We start from the raw sequence: 14,349 nt of genomic DNA, 5'->3' as shown, positions 1-14,349 counted from the left end.
CTATCTATAAGAGAGTAAATGGCTCTTTATAGTTCATAACGGATATTCATGCAAGAGTAAAAACCCCACAAACTTCCGGTTACAGACATTACCGGGAGCGAAGGAACCTATGGCAAAGTTGACATCGGATACTGCTGACAAGAAAGTTGGCCAGCGTATTCAAATGCGGCGCAAGGAACTGGGGATGACGGCGCAACAACTGTCCGAGCAGGTTGATATCTCTCAGCAGCAGCTTTCCAGGTATGAAAGGGGAACAAACAAGATCAATGTATCACATCTGGTCAATATTGCTGCTGGCCTGAATACGCCCATCAGTTGGTTTTTTATAGACTGCCAGCCGGAGTTTGAAGGAGTGGTAGAAGAACATCAGGAATATATACCGATACAGGATGCTGATCTTAAACGACGTCTGGAGCAGATATGGCCCCGTTTGACTCGGGAACAGCGGCGGGTACTGATATTATTTCTTGACGAATATACTCAATAATCACCTGACATTTATTCTCCGTGCATAAATATAAGAATGAGTAATGCAGGATTTGGATTAATCTCTTCAATATATAATGCATAGTAACCGACTGAATTTACATGCTATCTCTCAAAAATGGCATTGCTTTGTGCATGCCATTTTGCTATACTGAATGTGCTGACACGCGTATGTTTTGTGTGTGTCAGCATTCATGGCATGATGCCATATATCCCCCACCGTCCTTATTATCCTTTTTTCGGGAGAACTGCTGATGTCCACGATTCATCACTATCAGTAAGTCATTACAGAATGAATAACGGCTGCATATATTTACCTGCCGGAAAATGACGTTATTTCTGTAGCTGTCATGGCAGCTCAGTCAGAAAATATTGCCATACAAAAAGCTACTGTTTTCACCGTAAATATGCATCACCCGGTTCCATATATCCGTCATCAATAAACGGAGTTCATCATGAAAGAGAATATGACTGTCCATCAGTCAGGGCTGCACTTACCCGTCAGCCGGGCCTTTATAAAAATAATAACTAAATACTTACCCCCGCCACCGCTTATCCCTCCTGCCGTTACCCTGAATTTCCGTGACCAGAAATACTCCGCAGAATCCGGTGGCTTCCACCCGGTGGAAATCCGTCTCACCCGTCATGCGGATGGCTGGTATTTCGACTACGTGACCGATTTCAGCTATATGGGCCACCCGTGGCCGGAGCTGGAGAAGGAATTCGATGTCTGCTGGAGCCAGCGCTACATATGGCACACCCTGACGGGTGACACGGATGCAGAAGAAGGCGGGGCGCTGTTCGAGCTGTGGCAGCGCAACTTTATCCGCTACTGCCGGATGAAGATTTACACGGTTACCGTTCAGCAGGAATGCTGATAATCAGAGCAGTCAGACCACGCGCGCAGTAATAAAAGTACTCATGACGTCATGGGCCGTTAACCATCAACAATAAATGGCTCAGTATATGAAACAGCAAGACAGTAACACCCTGCGGCCTGCCGTGCAGGGAGACCTCGACACCCTTTGCGGATTGTACAGTGTGGTGAATGCCCTGAGCTGGCTCCACCCGCGCCTCAGACGAAAGCCCCTGTTCCGGGCAATGGTGCGCTGGTTCAGCCAGGAGTATGACATTACCGTCTGCCTGACCACCGGCACTGAACCTGACCAGCTTGATGCGCTGCTGGACTTCCTCCGGACCCGCTACCAGCAACGCTGGCCCTTCACATTCAGTAAGCCCTTCACGGATATCCCGAAACTCAGCACCCGCCATATCCTCACGCAATGCCAGAAGTGGCTCGACCAGCGCCCCGACAGGGTGTTGCTGCTGGGAGACCAGTACCACTGGACCGTGGTCAGCCACATGGACAGCGAGTGGCTGTACTTTTTCGACAGCTACACCTACAGGCGCATCCATCACAGCCGCTGGTCCCTGCGCGGGGAGCGCGGCAAACATCAGCTTTACCGTCAGGCCATCTATTTCATCGAACGGGGAGCATCAGACCATGACCACGGGTGAGCGTTTACTGATTGAACAGGCGCGGAAGCTGCTCAGCGCCACCGTCAGACGAGGCAGGACACTGACATCCCCGGATGAAGTACGCGATTTTCTGCTGTTCACACTGGCACTGCGTGAGCAGGAGGTGTTTGGCGTACTGCTGCTGGATAACCGCAACCGGGTACTGCTGTGGCGTGAACTGTTTTACGGCACGCTGAACCAGACCGCCGTTTACCCCCGCGAAGTGGTGAAGCTGGCGCTGCAACACAACGCCGCCGCCGTGATTCTGGTTCACAACCACCCGTCAGGACATCCGGAGGCCAGTGAGGCTGATATTGCGCTGACCCGGCGCTTACAGCAGGCGATGGCGCTGATTGATGTCTGTATCCCGGACCACTTTATCGTTGCCGGGGACCATACGGTCTCGATGGCGGAGCGCGGGCTGCTGTAAGGCCCTGCTGACTTTGGTTAATGTGCATTAATGGAGGCTGTATGCCGCAGCAATGCAGAACATCATCACAAACCACCATCAACCCCGCCAGCGTCTGGCTGGACGGGCTGGCCCCGACTGGACGGCGCAGTATGCGCTCCCTGCTGAACCTCTGCGCCGCCACACTCCGGCACAACGCCACCACAGACAGCCATGACTGGTCAGCACTGCGCTATGTCCATGTGGCAACCCTCCGCGCCACGCTGGCGGAGCAGGGCTATGCCGTGGCGACCCTCAATATGGTGCTGGCGGCCCTGAAAGGCGTGGCGCAGACGGCATTTAATCTCGGGCAGATGGATGCGGACGCGCTGGCGCGTATACGGGCAGTGAAAGGTGTCCGGGGCGACAGTGAAGCGACCGGACGCGCCCTGAGCAGGGAGGAGGTCAGGCTGTTACTGGATGCGACAAAGGCCCATCCCTGCAAAGTCCGCCAGAAACGGGACCGGGCGCTACTGCTGACGCTGTGCGGAGCCGGGCTGCGGGCAGGGGAACTGGTGACGCTGGAGACCCGAGATTATGACGTTGCCACCCGGACGCTGACCATCCGGCAGGGAAAAGGGCGTAAGAAACGTGTTGTTGTGGTGTCCCCTGTGGTCGGGAAAGCGCTGGCGGCGTGGATAAAAGCCCGTGCGGGTAACGACTGTTTGTTCTGCCGGATTCACCGCAGCGGGAGCGTTACAGGTCAGCCGCTCACCACTGCCGGGCTGGCGGGTATACTGCGCCAGCTACAGGAAACTGCGCAAATCAGCCCTTTTACGCCCCATGACCTGCGCCGCACGTTTATAACCCGGCTGCTGGAACAGGGAGCCGACCTCAATATCGTACGCCAGCTTGCCGGACACAACGATATCAGCACGACAGCGCTCTATGACAGACGTTCAGCAACGACACTGATCCACGCTTCATCAGCGTTACGGTTTTAATTTTCGGCGTTTTCTGGTCCTCAACGTTGGTGGCACTTCATTCCACTGGCGTATCTGATTGTCTACAAACTTAACATCACGCAGACGCTGGATTTCAACTGTAGCCCACTCACATTCAGGTAAATCATCTTCGTCATCCAGACTATCGGGCCCATCCCAACAGCTTACATCTGTCTCGGTGGAAATTTCAGTAAGAAGAAAATCGGGGACATCATGCCTGATGTTAGGAAATAATGGCTTATGGTTCTTATTTCGATAGTTGAAGACGGGTTCCATTGCAGCGGCATCAGGGCATTCTTTTGTCCCCTTAGCCATTTGATGATACCGATAGAGCCGCTGACCTGTTGGGGTTTTGGCCGCCCCAATTTTAGCAGGAGCTGTTTTAGGTAACATCTTTTGGGTGCCGGGCTGGTTGTAGCTGGCATTGATACAGTAACTGAGAAGATCACCCAGTAATACGGGATCTATGCTTTTGACATCTAGCTTTTCCCCGTACTGAATTTTGTAAATCTCAGCAAGTTTGCTGAGTGCATCACTCCCCAAATAGACCTTCTTGAGACTCAACCCTGCATTTCTGTATATCTGTGTTTTTTCACGGTGACTTACCGCACTGGGACTGGTGCTGTGTTGTCTGTCTGCGCTCTCGGCGCGGGTTACAGCCACATTTTTCGCATCTTCATCGCTCATATCTATGCTCACCCAAAGATGGATTGAGACTCAATTATAAACGTTGAGTCTCAATAGGAAATATTTTTTCTTTTTTTTATTTTCATATAAATCAATTACTTATTTGCAACCACCTTTCGCGGGAACGATGGCCTGCCAGAGGCGGTTTTTAAAGCGAGGGCTCCAATCACAACTGGAGTCAAACCATGACTAGCCGGATTTTGAAGAAGAAAGAAGTGCTGTACCGCTGCGGTATCTCAAACGCGACCCTCTACAGGCTCATCGCTAAAGGATGTTTTCCCTCTCAACGCCGTTTATCCCCGGAGGGCCGGGGCGTGGGCTGGCTGGAATCAGATATCGACGAATGGGTGAACAGCCGTGCGCCAACAAATCCGTCGCATCTATAAGCCTGCTATATCCCCCCTGCTTACAGATAGCTACTACTAAATCCATTAACTGGCAGTAGTGGCCATCTCCCCGTGGGGAAACATGAGAATGGTTCGCTATTGCCACCGGACAGGTATCACCCTGTCCGTAAGGAATGAGCATGAGTGACAAAAAAGTAAGCTGGCAGCGGATTGATGACCTGCTGCAAAAATCCATTTTTATGCGGTTAACCTCTCAAGGACACGAGATCTATTCCCGCCTGGATAAGCTGGCCTTTGTCTCTGATTTGAGCGAAGAAGATAATGAGGTGTTGTTTAAGCGACTGGGAGAGATGAAAACGACGCAGGTTTATAGCATCAAAAATCGCAAAACGTCAAAACGTGAGTGTGGTGAGCTGTATCACCGCGCACTGGAGATCCGGTTAACCAGTAAACCAAAGGGACATCCTGTGGCGTTGGTCATCCACTATCGCCCCACGTCAAAGCAGCGAAGGAAAACTTCGGATGTTACTCATCGTGGCGCCGTTCGTATGGAACTCAGCCCCCAGCACTATACGGCGGAGGAACTGACTGCATTGTTTCTATGGCTCGGCAAAAAAGTGCAACTTGGGCGGTATCTTTATCTTGCGCTGAAAAAAGCGTGGATAACGAACATCCATTATGCGCTTGATATCGTCGGGATGCGTCTGCATGACTACTATCTCCGTCTGAGGGGAGCTAGCTGCGGTAAGGTCTTTGTTCCCGACAACGGCATGGAAGGGATACACATTGGAAGCCATAAATCAGAGTGTTACGCTGCCTGCTATGAAAAAGTGGATGTTGTTTGCAGTGAAGGCGGAGGAGACTACGGTCAACAATCCCTGCTGGTACTTAAATCCGATCAGTACCGTGACTTTGTCCGTTTTGAACTGCGTTTATCCCCCGGTAAGGGGGAGATGCTGTTAAAGCATATCAATAAGATGGAAAATCTGTTGTCCCGTTTGACGTTTTATAGCCGGGAATTACGCAAGGATCAGCGACTGGATCCCGCCCTGGCTGTGTTGCTGGACAAGGGTATGAGCATTTCCCAGGCATTCGGTGAGCATAAATCGTCAGCGGTGGTGAATGGTAAGAACGTGAGTAGCACTAAAAAGCAGGCCGGTAAGCGCCTTGACCGCCTGATGAAAAAGTACAGTGTGCCGTTGTTTGACTCAGAGTTCATCTGGAGCCTGCTACCGCTGGTACTGGAGAAACTGGGTATTCTGGCACAGCCGCAGTACTGGGAACTCAAACATCGCCTGAAATGGCTTAAATCACGCGGGAAATAAGCCTCTCAGGCTACGCAGCGGCAGGGACGCCGCTGCTCATGATCGATTCAGATGCCATTTTGAAACCTGATGCAGATAATTTTCTCCTGAATGAACAATAAAATTATTCCTCAGGAATAATTACCCGACTTACTCATCAGGCATCAATCAACAGGGTGCGTCTTCCAGACCTCCTGCGCCAAAGCAATAAGCATTGCATGTCGCTTCTCGATGGCTGCTGCATTCCATTCCGGAAATGCTTCCAGCTTTGCGTTAATCCGTGATATGGACGTATTTAGTCCAACCTGAGTCAGTGCCACAAGGCTACGGGTCAGGTAGTTTCCGCTCTTGCTGTATTCAACTTGCTTGGCCGTGTAAAAGTCATTGCCTGCAACAATGTTGATGGGTTTCTCCAGCAAGGTCAGGTTTCCCAGTCGATTCTTGTAATCGTCATAGGCTATCCCCGGATTCTCTTCGGTCCATCTGGCCCGCAGATCAGCCTCTGGCCTGTCAGGAAGGATGTGTTCGATTTCCAGTCTGGTGAATGGTTCAAGGCTGCCCGGTACTTTCACCCCACTAAAGGCCATTTCAACGTGCTGTGTTAGTCGTGCCAGCAGGTAACGCGTCCTGTATTGTTGCATTGAATATAAGGTAAAGCGTTTCAGGGCATCGGCCAGTTCCTGATACTTACCCGCCATATTCTTCTCAAAACGATCAACGATAAATGTGTTGAGCTGAATTTTCTGTTTTACCGGGTCAGTAGTCTCCGCAATCGTGCGCAGCTCGTCGGCCCACAGGGAGAAACTGCGTTCCAGATCCTTAGTCGGAGTCCGGGTGAATATGTAGTAGAAGAGAAAGCTCTCCAGTTGTGCCACAAAATGTTCAAACAACGTCCTGGGGAAACCAGCTGCCGCCAGCAGTAATACGTAATGCAGGCTGAATGCGCCACCGGCCAGCCGCCTGAGATTATCCATTGCCACACTGGGGGTTCCGTCATTTCCCAGTCCCATTGCAAAGTTTAGGTAGTACTCGACGTTACGGATCACCTTGCGGACAAATTCAAAGGGCTTACCTGAGTAATTACACAGAGCTGTGTTATCTCTGGATACGAACCAGTCGTAGATTTCGTCCTCGCGTACCACGGAGTCATTGCGATCATTCCTGATTATGTAATTAGCCATCAGGAAATAACGGAGGAAGCGAAGTGGTTTTTCCTTCCTCTTTTCCAGAGGCTTGGTGATATTCTTCCACTCGTCCTTGAGCTTAGTAAATTCAGACGGTTCAACCTGCGTGAACAGCAGATTCTTGAGCAAGTCCATTGGGTTCAGTCCCACGCCGCGTTCGTTGATCGTTTCGAAAATCTTCAGTGCGCTACTGACGTCGGTTGATATCTGGATGAACACCACATTATTGGCAAGATAGCCCCAGTACTTCTTTAACCTGCTGATATCATCGTAGTTGTCCTTCAGGTAGTGATATAGCGTGCTGTAGGCACCGACCAGATTTTCCAGCGAACCAAAGCTGGTAATGCCTGCAGACTGAATACCTGCCCGCACGGCCTGTGGATCGGCATCCAGTTCAACCAGCCTGTCCATCACCTCACCCGCATTCTCATAACGAGGTTCAAGCTTGAGGTTGGTGCGAACTTCGCCGCCACTGTCCACATAGCTGGTCGAAACCAGCCCGGAAATCATTTGCCGTTGTGGCTCCCCCTGAAACATATGCCTGAGCGCACACAACAACAGGAAGAATGTAGTCAGCCGTTGCTGACCATCTATGACCTCGTAGTGGTTCTTCTGGTCGGTCGGTGATACCAGTACGGTACCAATGAAGTATTCCCGCGTGCTACCAGCATCAATTTGTTCGCCGATGTCTTCCAGTAACTGTCGCACTTCCTTTTCCGTCCAGACATACTCACGCTGGTAGTCCGGGACTATGTAGAAACATTCCCTGAAAGCTTCCTCAATGCTGTATTTGTGGTTTTCTATCCGCGCCATATTCTGTATCCCTTGCCCGAGAATCCTTCACGCCGTCATGTCTGACAGGATGTTTTGTGTTCCTCAGACATGGGGCTGTATTAGTAGGTTAACTGCTTTTAGTCTGTACAACAGATGCCACCTGGCAATTTATTCACACGGCTATTACAGAGGAAGCCGAATGCAGTCAGGTATTAGTTCAGATGATAATCAAAAAAACGATGAAACGGAAAAATATTGATCCACTGGCAGAATGGCAGGAAAGTCGCTACATGCCATAGCCAAAAAAAAAAGTATCAGATGGAGATGGTGACAGGCAGATGCCTGAGGCAAGCCTCCGCACAGGCCATATGCGTTGTATGGCTATAGTATGGGGATACAAGTATTAGCCGATCCCACGAATTCACTCCGGGCATTCCTCGGCGGATATCTTTCCTGCCATAAGGCGCATTATTGCTGATTCTGTGTTTTTAATTTAGCCCATAAAAAAGTGGGGCTAGCAAATATGATTCTTATGCGCGGTCGTAATTCATTGTGCAAAAACGCTGGTTGTAAAACAGCGTTTAAATAACTGGCGGAGCACAATAAAATGAAAGCCTATTGCACAAAGAATAATATTCTCGTAACAGAAAAGACGCTCAGGATTTTCAGAAAATCTATTTTCAGCATTCCATTTGATAATAATTGTGACAGGAGATGCAAACCTACTTATTACATATCTATAGCTATCTTTATACAGCATCTTATATGCAGTGCAACCGCCAGTAAGAATACGCGTAAAAAAGCTATTTTTGAAGGTGACGATGAATGGAGCTGTTCTGTTCCGTTCCCATATTCTCTGGGCGAGAAAGAGGCTCCCGCAGTTTTTAAACAGTCACGTGAGCTTCCTTTTGGGAGGGCACTGGAAAAGCTGGAAGCAGCGGGGCTTATCAAAATTATCGGTCATGATCCCAGCAAACATAAATGCCGTGAATTTGCGCTATCAAAGCAGTTGTTGAAAGCGTTGTTCCCGGGAGACCGCAAGGCATATCTGCGACGTAAGGATCGCTACAGCTATCTGACTGACCTTTACGGGAAACGGCAGAGGCCGCTGACACTGGAGGAGATGATTGCGCAGGCCTCCATCAAGAAGCCCGTGGTTTGCCATCAGGTGTCAAAGCGTAAAATCCCTGACACAGCATTCAGGGAGCGGGTCACGCAGGTCTACGGGCAGCTTGATTACCTGCATATCAATCTTGATGCACTGAGGGATTACTGCAATGCACATCCCACTCCTGTGAATATGATGTACTACCACAGTTTTATCAGCCATCTCTGCGATGTGGGGGTGAAAATCATCAGTACGAGTCCGTTGATTGTGGCCTATCGTCAGTCCTACAAAACCGCCCGTCTGGGTGGGCGTTCGTTCGAGGTAGGTAAGGGATTTCAGTATCTGCCAAAAGGCATGAAATGGGCATGTCTGGCGCGGGGATATAACTATGATATAAAAAGCTGTCAACTGGAGCTTCTGCGGCAGGAGCTTAAGCGCATCGGCGTGTCACCCAAAAACCTGAAACGCCTTGAAACCAGCTATATCATGAAAGAATTAGATGTTAGTGAAGATGACGTTAAATGCTTTCGTTTTTCGACTATTTTCAGCGCAGCTTTTGTCAGTCTGTCATCAAAAAGTGTGATCAGAAAGCGTCTGAACAAACAACTGGGAGTTGCTGAGGCCAGCAATGTATTAAAACGCTGGAAAAAGCTGGTGAAACCACTCAGGAGAGACCTCAAGCGACTTATTGATGATTATCTGTCATCCGGTAAGACCAATCGATATGGGCTTTGTGTCAGAAATGCCGTGGGGCAGAATTTTAACTGTACATGGAAGAATGTCCGGAAGGAGAAAAAATGGCAGCCTATGCAGATGCGCCGGAAATTGCTCGCCCATATGTTGCAGGGGCTGGAAAGCAGTGCTGTCTATGATTATGTTGCCAGCAACAACGGAGTATGCGCACTGGAACACGATGGTTTTGTCAGTATGAGCAAATTATCCGAAAATGGCTGGAAACACCCGTATCTGCGCATTGTGCTGAAAAATGAGGTATATGCCTAGAATAATTACCATTCTCACTAAGAATGGTAAAAGTAATAAGCATTTTGAATTAAAACTTAAAAAGAGAACCAGATCACAAAATACTTTAATCGATCTACCCTTCAAGATTGTGTATAATTCGTACAACCTTGTGACTTATGTTTTTTAACGACAACGTTCCGTTTCTTATTAAAAATAAGGATATCACATTGAATACTAAATCTGATGAAGTAAACAAAATTATTACTCAAGAAATAATTTCATTTGATAAGTCGATTTACTTTACAAAGAAAAATTATCAAATAGGAACGTTATCAAATCTTGCCTTCAAGGCTGGAGACTGGCTCTTTGATAAAAGTCACATAAAAGATAATATATACTCGCTCAGCAACTCTAACATTGGGGTATCATTTCTTGCTGAATTGAAAGGCAGCACTTATCATATACGTGGCGACATAAAAAGATTATCTGATAATAAAACATCATTCTTTGATAACGTAAAAATAAACGGTAAAGGGGAATCAAATAAATCTCTTAGACCTGCACAAATTGGTGCTATTTATGCATTACTATCTCATTGGTCATTGTCGTCAGAAACTTGCACAGTTGTTCTACCGACAGGCACAGGTAAAACAGAGACAATGCTTTTAGCATCTCTTGCTGACAAAGCGACACATACACTAGTAATTGTCCCTTCAATAGATCTTAAATATCAAATCGCAGATAAGTTTTCTTCCTGGGGGATATTAAGAGAATTAGGAGTAATACCGAACCCCACTCCAAACCCAACAGTATTAATGCTAAAGGAAGGTCTAGCTTTTTCTGAGGAAAGCATAGGATTACTCCATGAATCTGATGTTGTTATAACAACTCCTGCGCTTATAGCAAGGGCATCTCCGACATTACAAAAAACAATATCAGATATATTCACACATGTTTACTTTGATGAAGCACATCATATACAGGCATCAGAGTGGGATATAATAAAAAAACTTTTTTCAAAATCTAAAATTGTACAATTCACCGCAACGCCCTATAGAAATGATAAGAAACCAATTGAAGGAAAGATCGTATATAACTATCCTTTATCTCACGCATTAAAAGATAATTGTTTCTCCAAGATATCATTAGTTGCTGTGGATGAACGCCATCCCAGAAAGAAAGATTTAGCTATAGCAAATGCGGCCATGTCGAGGTTAATTACAGACAGGAAAAACGGATGGATAAGACATAAGATGATGGTTCGCGCTGATAATAAAAAGCATGCTATTGAACTTTTTGACATGTACAAAGAATTATTCCCAAATGAACGAATAGCGATTGTATACACAGGAGTCAAGAATAGAAGAAATCTGATTAGCGACATTAAAAATGGGGCATACGACATAATCGTATGCGTTGACATGCTAAAAGAAGGTTTTGACTATCCTGATTTTAAAATTGCAGCTGTGCATGGACTACACAAATCATTAGCGGTTTTGTTACAATTCATCGGCCGATTTACTAGGACTCAAGAGGGACTGGGTGATGCTTCATTTGTTGTGAATTATGCTGATGAAAAAATATCCATTGAATTAGAAAATTTATTCCAAGAAGGTTCCGGTTGGGAAGAAGTTATTAGCGAAATAGCTGATGCAAAGAAAAATGAAGCAGAAACATTACTTAGTTTTCTCCAAGGATGTAAACCTTTTTCTGGTTTTGATTCTCCAAATATAGACCTAAATCCTAAACTTGTTTATCCTGCACTAAGTACTGTATGTTTTAAATGCAAAAAAGCAGAATGGAAAAATTTCAAGAACGCATTTAATTTAAATAAATATTCCCTATCACAACCATTTATTAATAAAGAAGAAAATGTCTTTTATTTCACTACACAAAAGAGAGAGAAGGTGAAATGGGCCAGAACAGACAAAATGCGTGACCAGACGTGGGACCTCATTGTTATGCATTATAATATATCTATGAATCTTCTTTATATTGGCTATTCCGAGAAAAAATTAGATATTAATTTTTTAGTTGAAAAGATAACGGAAGATAAACCTACTCAGTTAAGAGGCGACTGCGTTTTTAGATCTTTTGATAATATCAAGCGCCTTAGTATAATTCATGCTGGGATTTTCAAACCAGCTAATCATCTTCACCGCTACTCCCGTTTAAGTGGGGCAGATGTAACAACTGAATTAACAAAATGGAAAGATGGCCAACGCTGTCAAAAATCAGATTTCGTAGGTATCGGTTTCCGAGATGGATTTCCCGTTAGTGTCGGAGCATCTGTTAAAGGAAAAATATGGAGTCCCGCCCGTGTAGGCGATTTGAAAGAGTGGAAATCTTGGTGTTTAGAAATCGGTAATTTAATTACAGATGAGAGTATTGATGCCAATAAATTATTAGAAGACTCTGCTCAGAAAACACAATTATTATCATATCCTGAAAACATAATCATTCTAGCAACAGACTGGTCCGAAGATTTATATGAGAGAATTCATAAAATCACGATAGAACGACCTCAGAAGGAATCTATATTATTAGCAGAATGTGCTTTAAAAAACATATCACATAATAATAACCATGCGTTCTTTGAGATAATAATTTCAGATGAGAAGATTCCATTTTCAATAGTACTTGGAGGAGAGAGAGGTCATAGTATTGAAGGGTTAGATGAGACAGATATTTACATTGAAGGTTTAAAAAGCAATACACTATCATTAAAACAGTTTTTTGAGGAAAATCCCCCAACGATGTTTTTATTAGATGGGTGCACTATTTCTGGATGCATTCACACAAACTATGGCGAGTCATTTGAGGTTCAAATTCCATCAGAAAGAATAACAACACTGGAATGGGATGATGTAAATTACACGGTAGAATCATTATATAAAGGTGATAAAATCCGTAATAATTCTATTCAAGAATATATGATGATACATCTTAAAAAAAATGGTGCCCGGATTATTTTTAATGATGACAATGCTGGTGAATCATCTGACATTGTAGCAATATTCGTCGAAGACGATTTAATAAGATTTGAAATGATTCATTGCAAATACTCAAAAGAAACATCAGGAGCAAGATTATCAGATCTTTATGAAGTTTGTGGGCAAGCTGTCGTATCTCTACGTTACAAATGGAAACCAGAAGAACTCCTTAAACACATGGAAAGACGTAATGGCATGGGTATTTTGAAAAATAAGAGATTTTATCATGGAACTCCTGACGATCTGGAAACTATAAGAAAAGCATTAAAATATTCAAATGTGGAGTTTGAGTTTTCAATTGCTCAACCAGGTGTGGAAAAATCAAAGTTATCGATAGACATGAGAAATTTCCTGGGTTCAATTTACTCAACGATCATTGAAATGACTGAAACAAAATTAAAGTGTTATTTCAATAAATAACCCCTAAGGCCCTTCGTTACGAAGGGCCTTATATATTTTAGTCAAAATTTAAAAGGAACAACAATTTCGTCATAACCATCATCAATAGCAGGTATATATTTAATGCCTGATATATCTGCTAATAATTCAGGTCTAACCTTAATCTTTTCAGCTAACATATCGAAAGATATACCCAGATGCTCTTTCAAAATTGCCAAACTTTCCTCAAGAACATGAGGTTCCTCTAAAGGAATTTTATCGTCCAGTTTTTCTTTTTTTGTTTGTCTTGTTTGGCTGAACCAGACATTAGCACTTCTATATTGCTGAGCGTTAATAAAACCCAGGAAATGTGCTCTATAAATAATTGCTTTAGCACTAACTTTCCATCTGGTTTTTAAAGCATACACTTTCTTCCAGTCAATCATTCCGCCAATACCTAAGCAAGACGGAAATTCTCTGGCAAAAGACTTGCGAGGAAATAAGAAAGCACTAGCAAAGGCGTCAGCCTCTCTCTCTGTCTGTTTACACCCAGTCTCAATACCATCATGCATTATTAAATGACCACATTCATGGGCCAAATCAAAACGCATTCGACATGCACTTTCCTTCGCAGTATTGCGAATTATTATAGGAAATTTTCTATTAACAGATAAAGCATCGACTTTTTCAGACACGCCATCAAAACAGGTAACAATTGCTCCCTGATTTTCAACAACATTAACCATATTATCTATAGGGGCATCAGGTGTTAACCCCCAACGAATACGGGCTCCCTCAGCAATCTTTTCTATCAATGGCGGTGTTAATTCTACAATCTTACTATTATCAATCAAATTAAAACCGTTCTCGGGCATATCTAGGTGTTCATGCAACTCAGCAACGAGCTGCTCAAGAATAGTACTGTATGCCTGAACCCGCTCTTTAACACCAGCAGGTGTTGTTTGTCTCTTACGAAAATGGCATTGCTCTGGCTTGACGTCACCAGAAAGAGGAATCCCAAAAAAGTCAGTGGATACCTGAAGAAACTCAGCCAGTGCATTACGTACATCATTAGCGGGTGCCCGAACGTCACTTTCGTACTGGTGTATACTTTGCCGGGTAACAAAAACTGCATCACCCAGCTCTTGTAGTGTGTACCCTTTTAACAAACGGGCGAGCCGAAGCCGCTCGCCATAAAATTCTATAGCCATAACT

Annotated in this window: 12 protein-coding genes; 9 read left to right on the top strand and 3 right to left on the bottom strand. The window is 45.3% G+C overall.

Features of this window, described 5'->3' with window-relative positions:
• Window positions 1-109 precede the first annotated feature (109 nt).
• The 5 genes from AB182_RS25945 (at window position 110) to AB182_RS25925 (ending at window position 3,396) form a co-directional block, all read left to right on the top strand.
• Window positions 110-487 carry a helix-turn-helix domain-containing protein gene (locus tag AB182_RS25945; protein WP_047372579.1) on the top strand — a complete coding sequence of 126 codons (378 nt, stop codon included), beginning with the start codon at window positions 110-112 and terminating at the stop codon, window positions 485-487.
• 454 nt (window positions 488-941) lie between these two features.
• Window positions 942-1,364, top strand: a complete 423-nt coding sequence (locus tag AB182_RS25940; RefSeq protein ID WP_082137099.1) for a DUF2787 family protein — start codon at window positions 942-944, stop codon at window positions 1,362-1,364.
• 76 nt (window positions 1,365-1,440) lie between these two features.
• Window positions 1,441-2,004, top strand: coding sequence for a hypothetical protein (locus tag AB182_RS25935; RefSeq protein WP_139153731.1), 564 nt, complete (start codon window positions 1,441-1,443; stop codon window positions 2,002-2,004).
• A complete protein-coding gene (radC, locus tag AB182_RS25930; RefSeq protein WP_047372577.1) occupies window positions 1,991-2,434 on the top strand; it encodes a RadC family protein in 444 nt (147 codons plus the stop codon). The genes AB182_RS25935 and radC overlap by 14 nt, the downstream gene beginning before the upstream one ends.
• Window positions 2,435-2,475: 41 nt before the next feature.
• Complete coding sequence (locus AB182_RS25925) at window positions 2,476-3,396, top strand: tyrosine-type recombinase/integrase (protein WP_047372576.1); 921 nt, start codon at window positions 2,476-2,478, stop codon at window positions 3,394-3,396.
• Here AB182_RS25925 and AB182_RS29805 read toward each other — a convergent pair.
• Window positions 3,385-4,083 (bottom strand): hypothetical protein, encoded by a 699-nt coding sequence (locus tag AB182_RS29805; protein ID WP_052958923.1) that lies wholly within the window; start codon window positions 4,081-4,083, stop codon window positions 3,385-3,387. The two genes, AB182_RS25925 and AB182_RS29805, sit on opposite strands and share 12 nt — an antisense overlap.
• A 185-nt stretch (window positions 4,084-4,268) precedes the next feature.
• Between AB182_RS29805 and AB182_RS31130 the strand changes: the two genes are divergently transcribed.
• Both AB182_RS31130 and AB182_RS25915 read left to right on the top strand, forming a co-directional pair.
• Window positions 4,269-4,469 (top strand): helix-turn-helix transcriptional regulator, encoded by a 201-nt coding sequence (locus AB182_RS31130; RefSeq protein ID WP_071845961.1) that lies wholly within the window; start codon window positions 4,269-4,271, stop codon window positions 4,467-4,469.
• 140 nt (window positions 4,470-4,609) lie between these two features.
• Window positions 4,610-5,755 carry a hypothetical protein gene (locus tag AB182_RS25915; protein WP_047372575.1) on the top strand — a complete coding sequence of 382 codons (1,146 nt, stop codon included), beginning with the start codon at window positions 4,610-4,612 and terminating at the stop codon, window positions 5,753-5,755.
• Window positions 5,756-5,898: 143 nt separating this feature from the next.
• On the opposite strand, the gene AB182_RS25910 is transcribed toward AB182_RS25915, so the two are convergent.
• A complete protein-coding gene (locus AB182_RS25910; RefSeq protein WP_047372574.1) occupies window positions 5,899-7,731 on the bottom strand; it encodes a DUF262 domain-containing protein in 1,833 nt (610 codons plus the stop codon).
• Window positions 7,732-8,299: 568 nt separating this feature from the next.
• Here AB182_RS25910 and AB182_RS25905 point away from each other — a divergent pair.
• Window positions 8,300-9,802, top strand: a complete 1,503-nt coding sequence (locus AB182_RS25905) for a hypothetical protein (RefSeq protein ID WP_047372573.1) — start codon at window positions 8,300-8,302, stop codon at window positions 9,800-9,802.
• 188 nt (window positions 9,803-9,990) lie between these two features.
• On the top strand, window positions 9,991-13,176 hold the full coding sequence (locus AB182_RS25900) for a DEAD/DEAH box helicase (RefSeq protein WP_047373444.1): 3,186 nt from the start codon (window positions 9,991-9,993) through the stop codon (window positions 13,174-13,176).
• Window positions 13,177-13,217: 41 nt separating this feature from the next.
• On the opposite strand, the gene AB182_RS25895 is transcribed toward AB182_RS25900, so the two are convergent.
• Window positions 13,218-14,345, bottom strand: coding sequence for a helix-turn-helix domain-containing protein (locus tag AB182_RS25895; RefSeq protein ID WP_047372572.1), 1,128 nt, complete (start codon window positions 14,343-14,345; stop codon window positions 13,218-13,220).
• Between the last annotated feature and the right edge of the window lie 4 nt (window positions 14,346-14,349).

It is taken from the genome of Phytobacter ursingii (assembly GCF_001022135.1).
GTDB classification, from domain to species: Bacteria; Pseudomonadota; Gammaproteobacteria; order Enterobacterales; family Enterobacteriaceae; genus Phytobacter; species Phytobacter ursingii.
Note: the sequence above shows the minus strand (reverse complement) of the source record. Positions and strands in the feature narration are given on the sequence as shown.